The organism is Acidovorax sp. GW821-FHT11A03, from assembly GCF_058809075.1.
Map to the genome: position 1 here is coordinate 187,312 of NZ_JBXASG010000008.1, position 13,939 is coordinate 201,250.

General features: G+C 70.3%; 14 protein-coding genes. 6 read left to right on the top strand and 8 right to left on the bottom strand.

Going from position 1 to position 13,939, the window contains the following annotated elements; translation table 11 throughout:
- Positions 1 to 33 precede the first annotated feature (33 nt).
- Both AC1RVY_RS20650 and AC1RVY_RS20655 read right to left on the bottom strand, forming a co-directional pair.
- Entirely contained in the window at positions 34 to 981 is a 948-nt protein-coding gene (locus AC1RVY_RS20650) for a Bug family tripartite tricarboxylate transporter substrate binding protein (RefSeq protein ID WP_255591622.1), read from the bottom strand.
- A 322-nt stretch (positions 982 to 1,303) separates the two neighbouring features.
- Positions 1,304 to 2,320 (bottom strand): 1-aminocyclopropane-1-carboxylate deaminase, encoded by a 1,017-nt coding sequence (locus AC1RVY_RS20655; protein WP_218296875.1) that lies wholly within the window; start codon positions 2,318 to 2,320, stop codon positions 1,304 to 1,306.
- Positions 2,321 to 2,481: 161 nt separating this feature from the next.
- Between AC1RVY_RS20655 and AC1RVY_RS20660 the strand changes: the two genes are divergently transcribed.
- Entirely contained in the window at positions 2,482 to 2,997 is a 516-nt protein-coding gene (locus AC1RVY_RS20660) for an Lrp/AsnC family transcriptional regulator (RefSeq protein ID WP_218341274.1), read from the top strand.
- Between the two features lie 18 nt (positions 2,998 to 3,015).
- Here AC1RVY_RS20660 and AC1RVY_RS20665 read toward each other — a convergent pair whose 3' ends face one another.
- Together AC1RVY_RS20665 and AC1RVY_RS20670 are read right to left on the bottom strand one after the other, a co-directional pair.
- Positions 3,016 to 3,918 carry an EamA family transporter gene (locus tag AC1RVY_RS20665; protein ID WP_492808058.1) on the bottom strand — a complete coding sequence of 301 codons (903 nt, stop codon included), beginning with the start codon at positions 3,916 to 3,918 and terminating at the stop codon, positions 3,016 to 3,018.
- 106 nt (positions 3,919 to 4,024) lie between these two features.
- On the bottom strand, positions 4,025 to 5,206 hold the full coding sequence (locus tag AC1RVY_RS20670) for a saccharopine dehydrogenase family protein (RefSeq protein WP_218341276.1): 1,182 nt from the start codon (positions 5,204 to 5,206) through the stop codon (positions 4,025 to 4,027).
- 269 nt (positions 5,207 to 5,475) lie between these two features.
- Between AC1RVY_RS20670 and AC1RVY_RS20675 the strand changes: the two genes are divergently transcribed.
- The 5 genes from AC1RVY_RS20675 (at position 5,476) to AC1RVY_RS20695 (ending at position 9,987) form a co-directional block, all read left to right on the top strand.
- Positions 5,476 to 5,973 carry a YiaA/YiaB family inner membrane protein gene (locus tag AC1RVY_RS20675; protein ID WP_218341277.1) on the top strand — a complete coding sequence of 166 codons (498 nt, stop codon included), beginning with the start codon at positions 5,476 to 5,478 and terminating at the stop codon, positions 5,971 to 5,973.
- 105 nt (positions 5,974 to 6,078) lie between these two features.
- Complete coding sequence (locus AC1RVY_RS20680; protein WP_218341278.1) at positions 6,079 to 6,534, top strand: hypothetical protein; 456 nt, start codon at positions 6,079 to 6,081, stop codon at positions 6,532 to 6,534.
- Positions 6,535 to 6,611: 77 nt separating this feature from the next.
- Complete coding sequence (locus AC1RVY_RS20685) at positions 6,612 to 7,415, top strand: DUF2145 domain-containing protein (protein ID WP_218297003.1); 804 nt, start codon at positions 6,612 to 6,614, stop codon at positions 7,413 to 7,415.
- 76 nt (positions 7,416 to 7,491) lie between these two features.
- Entirely contained in the window at positions 7,492 to 8,547 is a 1,056-nt protein-coding gene (locus AC1RVY_RS20690) for a serine endopeptidase (RefSeq protein ID WP_218296880.1), read from the top strand.
- Positions 8,548 to 8,568: 21 nt separating this feature from the next.
- Entirely contained in the window at positions 8,569 to 9,987 is a 1,419-nt protein-coding gene (locus AC1RVY_RS20695; protein WP_492807976.1) for an FAD-binding oxidoreductase, read from the top strand.
- A gap of 27 nt (positions 9,988 to 10,014) precedes the next feature.
- Here the strand turns inward: AC1RVY_RS20695 and AC1RVY_RS20700 are convergent, their stop codons facing one another.
- From AC1RVY_RS20700 to AC1RVY_RS20715, 4 genes are all read right to left on the bottom strand, one after another.
- Entirely contained in the window at positions 10,015 to 11,430 is a 1,416-nt protein-coding gene (locus AC1RVY_RS20700) for a GGDEF domain-containing protein (protein ID WP_218341280.1), read from the bottom strand.
- Between the two features lie 136 nt (positions 11,431 to 11,566).
- Positions 11,567 to 12,136, bottom strand: a complete 570-nt coding sequence (locus AC1RVY_RS20705) for a LuxR C-terminal-related transcriptional regulator (RefSeq protein ID WP_218296883.1) — start codon at positions 12,134 to 12,136, stop codon at positions 11,567 to 11,569.
- A gap of 65 nt (positions 12,137 to 12,201) precedes the next feature.
- Positions 12,202 to 13,344, bottom strand: coding sequence for a GGDEF domain-containing protein (locus tag AC1RVY_RS20710; RefSeq protein ID WP_369643540.1), 1,143 nt, complete (start codon positions 13,342 to 13,344; stop codon positions 12,202 to 12,204).
- 80 nt (positions 13,345 to 13,424) lie between these two features.
- Positions 13,425 to 13,892, bottom strand: coding sequence for a hypothetical protein (locus AC1RVY_RS20715; protein WP_255591624.1), 468 nt, complete (start codon positions 13,890 to 13,892; stop codon positions 13,425 to 13,427).
- Between the last annotated feature and the right edge of the window lie 47 nt (positions 13,893 to 13,939).

The window sequence follows — 13,939 nt, forward strand, 5'->3', positions numbered from 1 at the left end:
CCGGCGCGCGCCAGCGCCCCATCGCTGCCGCGCTCACTCCGCCCGGATGTTCGCGCGCTGGGCGATCGCGCGCATGCGCGGCAGTTCGTCCTCGATCCGCGCCAGCACGGCGTCGCCGCTGGCATAGGACTGCTCCAGCCCGCTGGCGATGAGCTTGCTGCGGATCTCGGCATCCGCCATGGTCTCGGCCAGGGCCTTGCCCAGCTTCGCCTTGACTTCGGCGGGCAGGCCGCGCGGCGCCACGACGGCCAGCCACGAATCCGCGGCAAAACCCGCGAAGCCGCTTTCCGCCACCGTGGGCACATCCGGCAGCTGCGTGGCCCGCGCCGCGCCGGTGACTACGATGGGCTTGATCTTGCCACCCTTGAGCTGCGGCAGCGCGGCCGCCACCGTGTCGATGGTGAACGGGATCTGCCCACCGATCAGGTCGCTCATGGCGGGTGCGCTGCCCCGGTAGGGCACATGCATCAGCTGGATGCCGGTGGCCGACCACATCAGTTCGGCGGCAAAGTGGCCCGTGGTGCCGCTGCCGAACGAGCCGTAGGAGAACTTGTCCGGAGCGCGCTTCACCGCCGCGATCAGCTGCGGGAGGTTGGCCACCGGCACATCGCGGTGGGCCAGCAGGATCAGCGGCACGCGCGCCACCATGCCGATGGGCTCGAAGCTCTTGACCGGGTCGTACGGCAGCTTGTTGTTGAGCGCCGGGTTGACGGTGAAGGTGGAGCCCGAGCTGATCAGCAGCGTGTAGCCGTCGGCCGGAGCGTTGGCCACGAAGGATGCGCCCACGATGGTGCCCGCGCCGGCCTTGTTCTCGACCACCACCGCCTGGCCCAGGCGTTCGCCCAGCTTCTTGCTGATGAGCCGGCCCACGATGTCGACGGCCCCGCCGGGCGGAAAGGGCACCACCAGCTGCACCGGCTTGGCGGGGTAGCCATCGGCGTGCGCCATGCGCCCCCAACCCAAGCCTGCGATGGCTGCCATGAACAACAAGGCGACGCTGGGGCGTCTTTTGGGCTGTGGGCATTTCATGTGGCGGTCCTTCTGGTGCGGGTTGTTCACCCTGCGTTGCGGCTGTGAACAAGGGGAAGGCGCACCAGTCTTCGTCTCGCTCTGGCCACGCCTGTCGCTACTGCGGAGTTGTCGAGGCCGCCAGGGCGATGAGATGAGGGCACGGGACCATGGCGGTGGAAGACCGGGCGGCATGCGCAGGTCTTGTGAGGGCAGAGCGGGGGGCGCTCAGATCACGGACAGCCCGGCCAGCCGGCACAGGCGCTGTTGCTCCGTTTCCTCGCGCGGCGGTGCGTCAGCCGTTGCGAAAAAGAAAGCTGTAGGCGTTCAACGCCGGCACCCCTCCCAGGTGCGCGTACAGCACGCGGGAGCCTTCGGGGAATTCGCCCTTGCGCACCATGTCGATCATGCCGTGCATGGACTTGCCTTCGTACACCGGGTCGGTGAGCATGCCTTCCTGGCGTGCGCACAGGCGGATGGCTTCGAGCGTGCCCTCGTTGGGCAGGCCGTACTCGGGGCCGCCGTAGCGCGTGTCCAGCACCACGTCCTCGGCCGTGATCTCCTGGCCCAGCTCCACCAGCTTGGCCGTGTTCTGCGCGATGCGCAGCACCTGGGCATGCGTCTTCTCGGGTTTGGCCGAGGCGTCGATGCCGATCACCTTGCGCGCCCGGCCGTCGGCCGCAAAGCCCACCACCATGCCGGCCTGCGTGCTGCCCGTGACCGAGCACACGACGATGTAGTCAAACGTAAAGCCCAGCTCCTTCTCCTGCTGGCGCACTTCCTCGGCAAAGCCGACGAAGCCCAGGCCGCCGTAGGGGTGCTCGGAGCAGCCGGCCGGGATGGGGAAGGGCTTGCCGCCCGCCTTCTTCACGTCTTCCATGGCCTGCTCCCAGCTCGGGCGGATGCCGATGTCGAAGCCCGCAGCGTCCAGGCGCACGTCGGCGCCCATGATGCGGCTCATCTCGATGTTGCCCACGCGGTCGTACACCGCGTCAGAGTAGTTGACCCAGTTCTCCTGCACCAGCACGCATTTCATGCCCAGGTGCGCGGCCACGGCGGCCACCTGGCGCGTCTGGTTGGACTGGATGCCGCCGATGGAGACCAGCGTGTCGTAGCCGCCCGCGATCGCCTCGGGGATGAGGTATTCGAGCTTGCGCGTCTTGTTGCCGCCAAAGGCCAGGCCCGAGTTGCAGTCCTCGCGCTTGGCATACAGGTGCACCTTGCCGCCCAGGTGGGCCGACAGGCGCGGCAGCGCGGTGATGGGCGAGGGCCCGAAGGTCAGCGGGTGGCGGGCGAATTTCTGCAGGTTCATGGCGGGTTTCCGGTCGATGGAAGGGATGGTGCAAGAGGTGGCTTGCAGTGCCTTCATCGTAGGAAAACACGCGCATACAGTGGTTGCGAATTTCTTCCTGATTTCAGCGTTTCAGGTTTGTGTATGAGAATATGAAAAACTAATATTTCTCACAGATCATCATGCGCACAACAAAAGTTCGTGCCAAGAATGTGCCGCAGTCCGATGTGTCGGCCGAGCTGGACCGTACCGACAAGGCCATCCTGCGCCAGCTGCAGCGTGATGCCTCGCTGTCCAATGTGGCGCTGGCCGAGAAGGTGCACCTGAGCCCGCCCGCCTGCCTGCGCCGCGTGGAGCGGCTCAAGCGCCTGGGGCTCATCGACGGCATCGTGGCGTTGCTCAACCCCCAGGCCGTGGGCGCGGGCATGCTGGTGATGATTGGGGTGGTGCTCGACCGCTCCACGCCCGAGTCGTTTGCCGAGTTTGAAAAGGCGGCGGCCAAGGTGTCCGGCTGCATGGAATGCCATGTGGTCACCGGCGAGTTCGACTACTTCATGCTGGTGCGCACGCGCGACAACGACAGCTTCAACCGGCTGCATGCCGAGCAGCTGCTCTACCTGCCGGGGGTGCGGCAGGTGCGCTCGTTCATGGTGCTGCGCAATGTGCTGTCCACCACCGAGCTGCCGCTGGCGCTGTAGCGGCGGCCAGCCCTCCGCTCACGGGGCGCCGCGCAGGCGCCCCACCACGGCCGCCCAGGCCGGACCGCCGAACACGTTGACCACCAGCCCCGCCATCAAGAGCCCCGCGCCCGCAAAGTGCACGGGCAACAACTGCTCGCCGAACACCCACCAGCCCGTGGTTAGGCCCACCACGGGCACCAGCAGGGTGAAGGGGGCGACGCGGTTCACCGGGTAGCGCGACATGAGATACGTCCACAGCCCGAAGCCCAGCAGCGTGGAGATCCAGGCGATGTAGGCCACGGCGGCCATGGATTTCAGCGACAGGTGCTGCACGGCGGCCCACACGGCCGCGGGCCCGTCCAGCAGCAAGGACAGCACCACGAATGGCAGCGGCGCCACCACGCTCGACCACACGATGAAGGCAAACTGGTTCATCGGCCCGTAGCGTCCCACGGCGCGCGTGACGATGTTGCCGCAGCCCCACATCGCCGCCGCCCCCACGGTCAGTGCGAATCCCGCCAGCGGCATCGACGCGCCGTGGGCACTGCCGATCAGCACCAGCCCCACGCCGGCCAGCGCCAGGCCCGCCACCTGGTTGCCCTGCCATGCCTCGCGCAGCCACCAGGCCGCCAGCAGCAGCGTGAAGAACGACTGCGACTGCAGCACCAGCGAGGCCAGGCCCGACGGCATGCCGATGTGGATGGCGGTGAACAGCAGCGCGAACTGGCCCACCGCCATGGTCATGCCGTACAGCAGGTACAGGCGCAGCGGAACCTTGGGGGGCTTGACGAACAGCAGCGCTGGAAACGCCGCCAGCAGGTAGCGCAGCGCGCCCAGCAGCAGGGGCGGCACACCGGCCACGCCCACCTTGATGACGGCGAAGTTGAGCCCCCAGACCACGATGACGAGCAGGGCCAGGGCGAGATCGCGGGGGCGCAGGGCAGTGTTCATGCCCTGTATTTTCGGTGCACCGGCGGGTCCGTGGCCGCGCGTTTCACGACCGGCCTGGTGCGAAAACGGACATGCCCGGGCCCACCCCGGGGGGTTACGCCGCTTCCACCGCGAAGCTCAGCCCCGCGTGGGCCTGCAGCCGCGCGATCAGCTTGCCGCCCAGCGCGGGCGCCGTGGTCCAGATGCCGCCGGGGGTGTCCGTGGCGTCCTGCAGCAGGCACACGGCCGCCTCGGTGATCATCTTGGAGGTGGAGCCATAGCCCGGGTCGCGGTCGCCCTTGACGCCCACGCGCAGGTTGTTGCCCGCGGCGTCGGTGCCCAGGAAGAGCACGTCGTAGAAGCCGTTCTCGCGTTCCTCGCGGGAAGGGCCCTCGCCGGGCTTGGGGCCCTTGTCCGAGCCCAGCGACTTGTCGCCCGCCACGGCATTGGCCATGGCCTCGCCCTTTTCGCCGGGGCCGGTGATGAGCATTTCGTCGTACACGAAGTCGGTGCCGTAGGCGTGCTGCAGCAGGAAATTGGAGCGGTGCACGTTGCGGGTGTTGATGGCGGCCATCACGAACGGGGCCACCCACACTCCTTCGCCCAGGGCCTCGTCCACCATGGGCTTGTTGCCCGAGGGCTGGCGCGGCCCTTCGAAGCCGGGCGTGAGCGAGAACGGGTTCTTGAGCAGGTCCAGCACGGCGGGGTGGGTGGCGGCGGCGGCCATGGTGGCCTTCAGGCTGGCGGCGGTGCCGCCCGAGAACGTGCCCTTCATCTTGCGCACCCGTCCGCGCACCCGGCTCGCGGGGTGGCCGAAACGGGCCTTCATCTCGGTTTGCAGCAGGTACACGCCCAGGTCGAACGGGATGGAGTCGAACCCGCACGAGAACACGATGCGCGCGCCGCTGGCCCGGGCCGTGGCTTCGTGCGCGTCGATCATCTGGCGCATCCACGCGGGTTCGCCGCACAGGTCCACGTAGTCCACGCCGGCCGCCGCGCACGCGGCCACCAGTTCGTTGCCGTAGAGCTGGTAGGGCCCCACGGTGGTCAGCACCAGGCGGGTCTGGTCCATCAGCGCCTGCAGGCTGGCGGGGTCGGTGCTGTCGGTCACGATCAGCGGGGTGTCGGCCGGGGCGCCCACTTCGTCGCGCACGGCGGCGAGCTTGTCGGCATTGCGCCCGCCCATGGCCCAGCGCAGGCCGCTGCCGGCGGGATAGCGCTGCAAAAGGTACTCGACCACGAGGCGGCCCGTGAAGCCGGTGGCGCCGTGGACGACAAGATCGAAGGGTTTGGTCATGGGCTGTCTCCGTGCACTGCTGCGTGCGGGTGGGGGAAGGGGCGGGCGCCGCCGCGGGCGGCCGCCGGCTGCTGGGATGCGATTGTGAAAGACAAGCGGGTGCCGGCATGTCGCCCAGGTGCCGCTTGCAATGGGCAAAAAGTATCGTTTGGCGATACCGTGAAGCCGGACTGCCGCCACTGGCGCAACCCGGCGGGGGCGGCGGGGGCCGGGCCCGGCACCATGAGGTCCGTGTTCAACCACGGGCCTGACAAGGGCCCCACCTCTGTATGTCATCCAATGCCCCCTTCCTCGTTCAGCGTGACACCCGTGCCTGGCAACTGCAGGTGTGGGTCTCGTTCGGCATCGCCGTCTTCCTGTGCGCCGTGGGGCTGGCCTGGCTGCCGGGCCAGCAACTGGAGCAGGCGTTCATGGTGATGGGCTATGTGTTCTGCCTCTCGGCCGCGTTCGTGCTGGCCAAGTTCGTGCGGGACAACGAGAGCGCCGCGCGCCGCGGTGCGGGCGACACGCCCATGTGGAAGCTGGTGGTCTGGGGCGGCTTCGTGGTGGCCATGGGCCTCACCGGCTGGGGCCTGTTCGGCATGGAGATCAACGTGACCTACAAGGCCTTCCTGGGTGTGAGCTGGCTGTACCTGATCACCACTGCCTTCACGCTGGCCAAGATGCTGCGCGACCGCCACGAGGCTGACCTGCTGGAAGCACGCCTGCAAGGCCGCCGCGAAGCTGCCGCAGCACATGCTGCTACGTCTGGTAACAACGCCAGCTGAGTTTCCGGCGTTCGCCCTGGCCCCATGGCGGATGCTCGGAGGTTGCCCTGAAAAAAACCGGTGCTGCCGCGCTACTGCGCAGCACCTCCTGTGAGGAGTGAAACCATGAAGAAATTGCCGAAGATCCTGACCCTTGCCCTGGCCGCCGGCCTGCTGTGCACGCTGGCCGCCCTGCCCGCGCGCGCCCAGAGCGAGGCCTCGGCCGCGCTGTCGCTGCTGCCTGTCGCTTCGGTGGTGGGCACGGCGTCGGTGGCGTCCGCCGCCGCTGGCGCGGTCGTGGCGGTGCCTGCCGCATTGTCGGTGGCGGGTGCGGCGCTGACCGTGAAGACGGTGGAGGCCTCGGCCACCGGCACGGTGTACCTGCTGGAGCGCGCCTCCGACGGCGCCCAGGTCAGCGTCGAGGTGGCGGGCCGGGGCGTGGGCGCATCGGCGCACACCGTGGGCACGGTGGTGACCTGCAGCGTGATCGGCACGGGCGTGGTGCTGTCGGTGGCGGGCGAGGCGATCGCCTTCGTGCCCAACGCCATCGGCCGTGCGCTGCTGCACAACGAGCGTCTGTAAGGGGCACCCCCATGGATGTGCAGCAGATGACCGTGACGACCCCGGCGCATGCCCGCGTGCGCTCCTTCAACCCCGCCATGCTCGGCCTGGCCCTGGTGGCGGGCGCGGCCCTGCTGGCGGCGCCAGCGGCCCACGCGGGCCGCTCCTGCGAGGCCGCCAAGCCCGTGCCGGCCAAGGTGATCGAGCGCGGCATGCAACTGGCGCAGCAGACCTCCGCCGCGCTCGACGCGGAGCATGCGAAGTCTGGCGCCCAGGTGGTGGTGCTCGCCCGCGCCGGGCAGGACCTGAGCAAGTACGGCCTGCGCTATTCGCACCTGGGCTGGGCCTACAAGACACCCGAGGGCCCCTGGCGCGTGGCCCACAAGCTCAACGAATGCGGCACGGCCGTGGGGCACCTGTACCGGCAGGGCCTGGGCGAGTTCTTCCTGGACGACCTGTGGCGCTACGAGGCCGTGTATGCCGTGCCCACGCCCGAGGTGCAGCAGCGCCTGCTGGCCGTGCTGCAGGACAAGGCCCGCACCAGGACGCTGCAGCACCCGCCCTACAGCATGGTGAGCTACGTGTGGGGCCGCAAGTACCAGCAGTCCAACCAATGGGCGCTGGAAACGCTGGCCGTGGCCATGGAGCCCGCCACGGTGCGCAACCGCGAGCAGGCGCAGGCCTGGCTGCAGTTCAAGGGCTACGAGCCGACCACGCTCAAGCTCGGGCCGCTCACGCGGATGGGCGGGCGCGTGGGTTCGGCCAACATCGCGTTCGACGACCACCCGGGCGACAAGCGGTTCTCGGACCGCATCGAGACCGTCACGGTCGATTCGGTGCTGGCCTGGCTGCAGCGGGCCCAGCTGGCGGCCGCGCCGGTGGTGCTGACCGTGAAGAATTGATGAAATGGGCCGATTGCGCTTGACTGGTAAGCGCTGGCAGCTATCAAATGCATAGTATCTACAGAGGGGAATGATCATGAGCAAATCACTGCGGCTGTCTGAAAAATGGTTCCGCCGCGGCCTGTGGCTGGTGGCGCTGGTGTTCGCCAGCTTCCTCATCGGGCTGGGCGGCACCATCGTGGGCGATTTGCCCAAGGTCGAGACGCCGCTGCGCGTGGATGACTTCCTGGACAAGCCGGCCGCCGAAAAGCTGCGCGCCCAGGTCAAGGACGCGCGCCAGGCCGAGCAGGACGCGCAGACCGCGCTGGAGCAGGCGCAGCTGCAGCGCAGCAAGGCCCGCAGCGAAACGCAGGCCGCGCGCGAGACCTTCAACAACTGGCTCTCCACCCGCTCGGCCACCCAGCGCGCCGACCAGGACCCGGAGGTCATTGCGCGCACCCAGGCGCTCGATGTGCTCAAGCTCGCCGAGCGCAAGACCCAGCAGGCGGTGGAGCTGCAGCAGCAGGCCGCGCTCGACGCGCGCCAGGCGGCGGCGGCCACGCAGGAGCGCCTGAACAGCATGGAAGCCGATGGCTACGTGAAGCTGGAGGCCGAGCGCCGCAAGGTGGAGCTGCGCGTGTTCCTGTACCGCCTGGCGCTCACCCTGCCGCTGCTGGCCATCGCCGGCTGGCTGTTCGTGAAGAAGCGCAAGGGCACCTACTGGCCGTTCGTGTGGGGCTTCATCTTCTTCGCGCTGTTCGCGTTCTTCGTGGAGCTGGTGCCCTACCTGCCCAGCTACGGCGGCTATGTGCGCTACGTGGTGGGCATCGGCATCACGGCGCTGGTGGGGCGCTACGCCATCCTCGCGCTCAACCGCTACCTGGAGCGCCAGAAGCTGGCCGAAACCCTGCCCGACCAGGAGCGCCGCAAGGAGCTGAGCTACGACGTAGCCCTGGCCCGCCTGGCCAAGAGCGTGTGCCCCGGCTGCGAGCGGCCCGTGGACTTGAAGAACGAGAAGATCGACTTCTGCCCGCACTGCGGCATCGGCCTGTTCGACCACTGCGGCACCTGCACCACGCGCAAGAGCGCCTTCGCCCGCTTCTGCCATGCCTGCGGCACGGGCGCGGGGGTGCGGCTGGCGCGGGATGACTGAGCGGGTCCCCGCGTGACACCCATGGGGGGGCTGCGCCGCCGCGAGCTTCTGGGCGCGCTGGCCGCCGCCGGACTGGCGGGGTCCTGTGCGCCGCTGAAGGCCCACAGTGCGCCCGGGGCGCTGATCGAGAACGTGACCCGCCTGTACCCCGTGCGCGTGTCGCGGGTGGTGGTGCCCGCCAGCCTGCAGGACGTGGCGCAGGCCGTGCGCAACTGGCCCGGCGCGGTGGCCGTGGGCGGCGGGCGCTACAGCATGGGCGGCCAGGTCGGCGTGGAAGGCGGCCTGCACATCGACATGCGCGGCATGAATGCCCTGGTGTGGCTGGACACCGGGGCGCGCACGGTGCGCGTGCAGGCCGGCATGCGCTGGCGCGACCTGCAGGACCACCTGGATCCCCACGACCTGGCGGTGCGCACCATGCAGAGCTACTCGAACTTCACGGTGGGCGGCTCCGTGTCGGTGAACGTGCATGGCCGCTATGTGGGGCACGGGCCCATCGGCGCGTCCGTGCGGGCCCTGCAGATCGTGCTGTCCAGCGGCGAGGTGCGCGAGGCCAGCCGCCAGCAGCACCCCGACCTGTTCCGTGCCGCGCTGGGCGGCTATGGCGGGCTGGGCGTGATCACCGAGGTGGAGCTGGACCTGGATGCCAACACCGCCATCGAGCGCACCGTGGCCCAGGTGGCGCTGGACGACTACCCCGGCTTCTTTGCCGCCAGGGTGGCCGCCAACGCGCGGGCCGTGATGCACAACGCCGACCTGCTGCCCCCCCGTTTCGACCGCGCCACCGCCGTGACCTGGGCCCGCACCGACAAGCCCGTGACCGTGCCCGGGCGCCTGGTGCCGCGCGGCCAGCGGTATGACCTGGACAAGAGCGTGATCTGGGCCATGACCGAACTGCCGGGGGGCCACCAGCTGCAGCACAAGGTGGTGCGCCCGGCGCTGCTGCGTGGCCAGCCGGTGGTGTGGCGCAACCACGAGGCCAGCCTGGATGCCGCCTCGCTGGAGCCCGCGAGCCGCGCACAGTCCACCTACGTGCTGCAGGAGTACTTTGTGCCCGTGGCCCGGTTCGCCGCTTTCACGCGGGGCTTGGCCCGCATCCTGCAGCAGCATGGGGCGCAGGTGCTCAACATCTCGGTGCGCCATGCGCCGCCCGACCCCGATGCCATCATGGCCTGGGCGCGCGAGGAGGTGTTTTCGTGGGTGCTGTACTACAAGCAGGGCACCCGCCCCGAGGCCTGTGCCGAAGTGGCTCTGTGGACGCGTGCGCTGATCGACCTGGCCCTGCAGCATGGCGGCACCTACTACCTGCCCTACCAGCGCCATGCCACGCGGGCGCAGTTCGCGGCGGCCTACCCGCAGGCGGACCGGTTTCGCGCGGCCAAGGCCGTCTGGGACCCCGCGGGGCGGATGACCAACATGCTCTGGGCGCAGTATCTGTAGAGGGACGCCGCGGGCCGGCGCGGGGGGCTACCCCATCATCACCCGGTTGCGCCCCTGCGCCTTGGCGCGGTAGAGCGCCGCGTCGGCCGCGAGCAGCAGCATGTCCATGTCTGCATCGCCGCCCAGCGTGGCGCTGTGCACCAGGCCGATGCTGATGGTGGCATGCCGTGGAACGTCCCCGGCGGCGCCAAAGGTCTGCTGCTCCACCACCTTGCGCAGGCGCTCTGCGATCGCGTGCGCCTCGGCGGGCGAGGCATCGGGCAGCACCACCGCGAACTCCTCGCCGCCCAGGCGGCCCAGCACGTCCTGGGGGCGCAGCGCGCCGGCCATGGCCTGGGCGAGGCCGACGAGGAGCTGGTCGCCCGCGCCGTGGCCCAGCTGGTCGTTGACCTGCTTGAAATGGTCCACGTCCACCATCAGCACGGCCAGGCCGGCGGATTCGCGCTGGTAGCGCGCGACCAGCCGCTCGCCCTGCTGCAGGAACGCGCGGCGCGCGAGCACGCCGGTCAGATCGTCGTGCCGCACGGCGTGGTCCAGGCGGCGCAGGGCCTCGGCGCGCGCGGCGCTGGCGCAGGCCACGGCCAGCGGCCCCAGCGCCAGCAGCGTGACGCCCACGCGCAGCGAGAACACGTCGCTGGCATGCGCGGGCGTGAAGTTGAGCACGCCCGTGGCCACCCCGGCCATGGTCCACAGGCACACCACCAGCGACAGCAGGCTGGACGTGAACGGGCTGTAGCTGAGCGCGCACCACAGCAGCCCCGGCACCACGAAGGCCAGCATGCCGGGCCCGCCGACCACGGTGCGGATGCCCTCGGCCAGCAGCAGCGAGCTCACGGGGGCCACGCGCCAGAACAGCGATGCGCCCGGCAGGCCCTGCGGGGCGTTCATGGCGGGCGGCGGGTCGTCGGCGCGGGGCGCGGCCAGCACCACCGGCACGATGAGCATGTAGTTCATGAGTTCGGTGCTGAACCACAGGGACAGCAGGTCGGTCCAGGGGGTATCGAAGTACACCGGCGCGGCGCCGCAGCCCGCCAGGGCCCCCACGGTGCTGGCGACCAGCGCCGCCACCAGCAGGTACAGCGCCGACACCGTGCGCTGCAGGCGCCGGATGCGTTCGTCCAGGCGGCGCAGCACCAGCCAGCCCGCCGTGGCGCCCAGCATGTTGGCCCCGTTGAGCCACAGTGCCATGGACCAGTCGCTGCCCGTGGCCAGGTCCGCCGCCAGGTAGCCCACGGCGGCCGCCACCCAGGCCGGCGGCCGCGCGAGCCGGGGGTAGCGGACCAGCAGTCCCAGCAGCAGCGCATTGGCGGGCCAGAACGCCGACAGGAAGCCGATGGGCCGCGCAAAGATGCCCACCAGGCAGGCGGCGAAGATCAGCAGGGCCAGCCCCAGCCAGGCCAGGGGCGGCGGAAGCGGTCGCAGGAGCGCGAAAGGGCGGTACATGGGTGGATGGCGGTGGATCGGCGGGAGGGCGGTGGGCGGGGGTGCCCCCGATTGTCCCCGGGCCGGGCGTGGTGGGGGGCTCGCCCGGCACCCCCGGGACACCGTTGTTGACGATTTCAAACGCCCGCCGCGAGGGTCAGGGGGGGCCTGCCAGCAGCAGCGCCACCAGTTCGCCCGTGCTGCTGGCGCCCAGCTTGCGCATGAGCCGGGCGCGGTGGGCGTCCACGGTGCGGTGGCTGATGTCCAGGTGGCGCCCGATCTGCTTGCTGGTGGCGCCCGTGACGATGTGCTGCGCGATCTCGCGCTCGCGCACGGTCAGCGGCGTGCTGACGGGGCGGCGGTGCGAGATGTCCTCGAACATCCACACGGCGCGCGCGAACGGGTCGGCCCGGTCGAGCGCGCGGCCCGCCACGTGGCACCAGAACAGCGACCCGTCGCGCCGCCGCATGATGCGCTCGTCGCTGTAGCCGCCCGTGTCGCGCATGGCCTTCAGGCCCCGGTGGCCGGTGTGCGTGAACTCGTCGAACGACGGGTACAGCGGCGCCAGCGGCTGGCCCAGCAGCTCGGCCTGGGCATGGCCGAACATGTGGGCGAAGGCATCGTTGCACAGCTCGATGGCGCGGTCGCGTGTCACGCACATGCCCACGGGCGCGAGGTGAAAGGCCAGTGCGAGCGCCTCGTTCGGAACGGCGGGGGGTGCGGGCATGGGGTGGCATTCTGCAGCAACCGCCCCCTGGCGCGGTGTGTCCGCGCCCGGCCGGGAGGGGCGGCTCAGGCCGGGCGTTCGTGCACCACCGCCACGCGGTTGCGGCCCGCGCTCTTGGCGTCGTACAGCGCGTGGTCGGCCGCGCTCAGCCAGTCGGCCCAGGTTCCGCCGGCGCGGGCCACGCAGGCCAGGCCGATGCTCACGCTGACGGGGATGTCCTCGCCATTCTCGGTCAGCCGGATCTGCGCCACGGCCGTGCACAGGCGCTGGGCGATGGTGGCGGCGTCGCCCGCCGAGACATCGGGCAGGTAGACCAGGAATTCCTCGCCGCCCATGCGCGCGAGCAGGTCGGAGTCGCGCAGCTGGCGGCGCAGGCATTCGGCGAAGGCGACCAGCACGCGGTCGCCGGCCGCGTGGCCGAAGCGGTCGTTGATGCGCTTGAAGTGGTCCAGGTCGAGCTGCGCGATGGCGCTGCCCACCGGCAGCTGCGCGGGCAGCCGGGACATGACCCAGTGGCGGTTGCCCACGCCCGTGAGCGCGTCCGTCTGCGCCATCCGCTCCAGGCGCGCCTCGGCCCGTTCGCTGGAGAGCGACGAGACCATGAGGGCGATGCCGAAGTGGCAGAACATCTGCACGTAGAAGGCCCGGGCGAAACCGGTGGAGCTGGCGTTCTCGGTGGCGATGTAGAACAGGCGCAGCGCGAAGATGAAGGCGCTGACCAGCAGGAACCCCGCCAGGAGGGCCCGTGATGGCAGGGGCTCGGCGCGGCGGTCGCGCCATATTTCATGGGCCGAGCCCACCAGGGCTGCGGTGGCCGTCACGTGGAAGGCACCGGCCCGCAGGAGGTTGTCCAGCGGAAACTGTGTGGCGATGCCCGCCACCAGCCAGCCCGCGGGCACCAGGGCGAGCCAGCCCATCGGGATGCGCCTGCGCCCGCTCAGCGCCCGAACGCCCGCCCAGAAGAGGCAATAGCCGACCGTGCCGAGCAGCAGGCTGCCGTGTGTCCAGAGCCAGTCCGGCAGGATGAGGTACTCGCCCCGGCCCGCCAGTTCGGCGCCGATGGCCAGCAGCAGGTACGCCCCGGCCAGCGGCCGCAGCCCCTGGGGCCGGTAGGAATGCCGGCTGACGTGAAAGATGCTCAGGGCCCCGGCCACCAGGGCGGTCTTGTAGAGCAGGAGTACGGTGGGGAGGTCAAGCTGTATGCCCATGTCGCGGTGCAATGGCGGGTTGGTGGCGGTCCCAGGCGGGGACCGTGGTCTGTGGTTCGTGGTCGCGATGGGGGAGGCGCTCAGCGGCGGCGCCAGCGTAGCCGCCACTGCCGCCGGATGACCCGCGCCACGCGCCAGGCCCATGACGCGCGGGCGCGCTCCAGCACGGCGTGCTTGATGCCCATCCAGCGGGCATGGGTCCAGGCGAACCAGCGCAGCTGCATCAGCGCGGCCTGGGTGAGGCTGTACAGCCGGGCCACCACGGCGGTGCCCACCACCTTGGCGATCACGATCACGGTCATGCCCAGCACCACGTGCCCCCGGCCCACCGCCCACAGGGCCAGCAGCTTCACGGGCAGCAGCAGCGCCGTGGGCAGCAGGAACACGGCCACCGCCGCCCAGGGCGGCAGGGCGCGCACGCAGCCTTCGATCCAGCGCAGGCCGGGCCAGCGGCCGATGCGTGCCAGCAACTGCTGCAGCGGTACCCAGCCCCATTCCTCGAACAGGATCAGCAGGGCCAGCAGCCCGCTGCCCAGGCCGGTCAGCATGCGCGCGGGCCAGCGCAGCAGTTGGTGCAGGATTTTTGGAATGATTT

What these genes read in the sequence shown, in the direction of transcription:
- AC1RVY_RS20650 (WP_255591622.1), bottom strand. Translation starts at nt 981, where the DNA reads ATGGCAGCCATCGCAGGCTTGGGTTGGGGGCGCATGGCGCACGCCGAT.
- AC1RVY_RS20660 (WP_218341274.1), top strand. Translation starts at nt 2,482, where the DNA reads ATGCGCACAACAAAAGTTCGTGCCAAGAATGTGCCGCAGTCCGATGTG.
- AC1RVY_RS20710 (WP_369643540.1), bottom strand. Translation starts at nt 13,344, where the DNA reads ATGGGCATACAGCTTGACCTCCCCACCGTACTCCTGCTCTACAAGACC.
- AC1RVY_RS20700 (WP_218341280.1), bottom strand. Translation starts at nt 11,430, where the DNA reads ATGTACCGCCCTTTCGCGCTCCTGCGACCGCTTCCGCCGCCCCTGGCC.
- AC1RVY_RS20670 (WP_218341276.1), bottom strand. Translation starts at nt 5,206, where the DNA reads ATGACCAAACCCTTCGATCTTGTCGTCCACGGCGCCACCGGCTTCACG.
- AC1RVY_RS20680 (WP_218341278.1), top strand. Translation starts at nt 6,079, where the DNA reads ATGAAGAAATTGCCGAAGATCCTGACCCTTGCCCTGGCCGCCGGCCTG.
- AC1RVY_RS20705 (WP_218296883.1), bottom strand. Translation starts at nt 12,136, where the DNA reads ATGCCCGCACCCCCCGCCGTTCCGAACGAGGCGCTCGCACTGGCCTTT.
- AC1RVY_RS20690 (WP_218296880.1), top strand. Translation starts at nt 7,492, where the DNA reads ATGAGCAAATCACTGCGGCTGTCTGAAAAATGGTTCCGCCGCGGCCTG.
- AC1RVY_RS20655 (WP_218296875.1), bottom strand. Translation starts at nt 2,320, where the DNA reads ATGAACCTGCAGAAATTCGCCCGCCACCCGCTGACCTTCGGGCCCTCG.
- AC1RVY_RS20675 (WP_218341277.1), top strand. Translation starts at nt 5,476, where the DNA reads ATGTCATCCAATGCCCCCTTCCTCGTTCAGCGTGACACCCGTGCCTGG.
- AC1RVY_RS20695 (WP_492807976.1), top strand. Translation starts at nt 8,569, where the DNA reads ATGGGGGGGCTGCGCCGCCGCGAGCTTCTGGGCGCGCTGGCCGCCGCC.
- AC1RVY_RS20715 (WP_255591624.1), bottom strand. Translation starts at nt 13,892, where the DNA reads ATGCTGACCGGCCTGGGCAGCGGGCTGCTGGCCCTGCTGATCCTGTTC.
- AC1RVY_RS20685 (WP_218297003.1), top strand. Translation starts at nt 6,612, where the DNA reads ATGCTCGGCCTGGCCCTGGTGGCGGGCGCGGCCCTGCTGGCGGCGCCA.